Source organism: Pseudomonas sp. CF161 (assembly GCF_000416215.1).
Classification (GTDB): Bacteria; Pseudomonadota; Gammaproteobacteria; order Pseudomonadales; family Pseudomonadaceae; genus Aquipseudomonas.
In genome coordinates this window covers 1-249 of sequence record NZ_ATLP01000110.1, presented here as the reverse complement: position 1 = coordinate 249, position 249 = coordinate 1, and the positions used below count along the sequence as shown (strand labels likewise).

General features: G+C 66.3%; 1 pseudogene. It reads right to left on the bottom strand.

The features are described 5' to 3' along the window. Positions 1 to 249 (bottom strand): annotated as a pseudogene (locus tag CF161_RS33225) (hypothetical protein); the annotation flags it as partial.

Below are 249 nucleotides of genomic sequence, written 5' to 3'. Positions count from 1 at the left end.
CCCGTGGTCCAGTCTGTTGCCAGGTCGATGAGCGAGGGGGCATCGTCCCTGGGTTCGGCTTTGATCGGGTCGCCCTGGCGCAGCCGCACCAGGGTCCAGTGCTGTTTCGGCAGGTTTTCGGCGTAACGCCGGCTGTCGAGCAGAAAACGCGGCACATCCTCGGCGCTGAAGATTTCCAGGTGCAGCATGGGCCGCGAGGCCGGCTGGTTGGCCAGCAGGGTGTCGGAGCTGGAGACTTGCTGCCCCAGG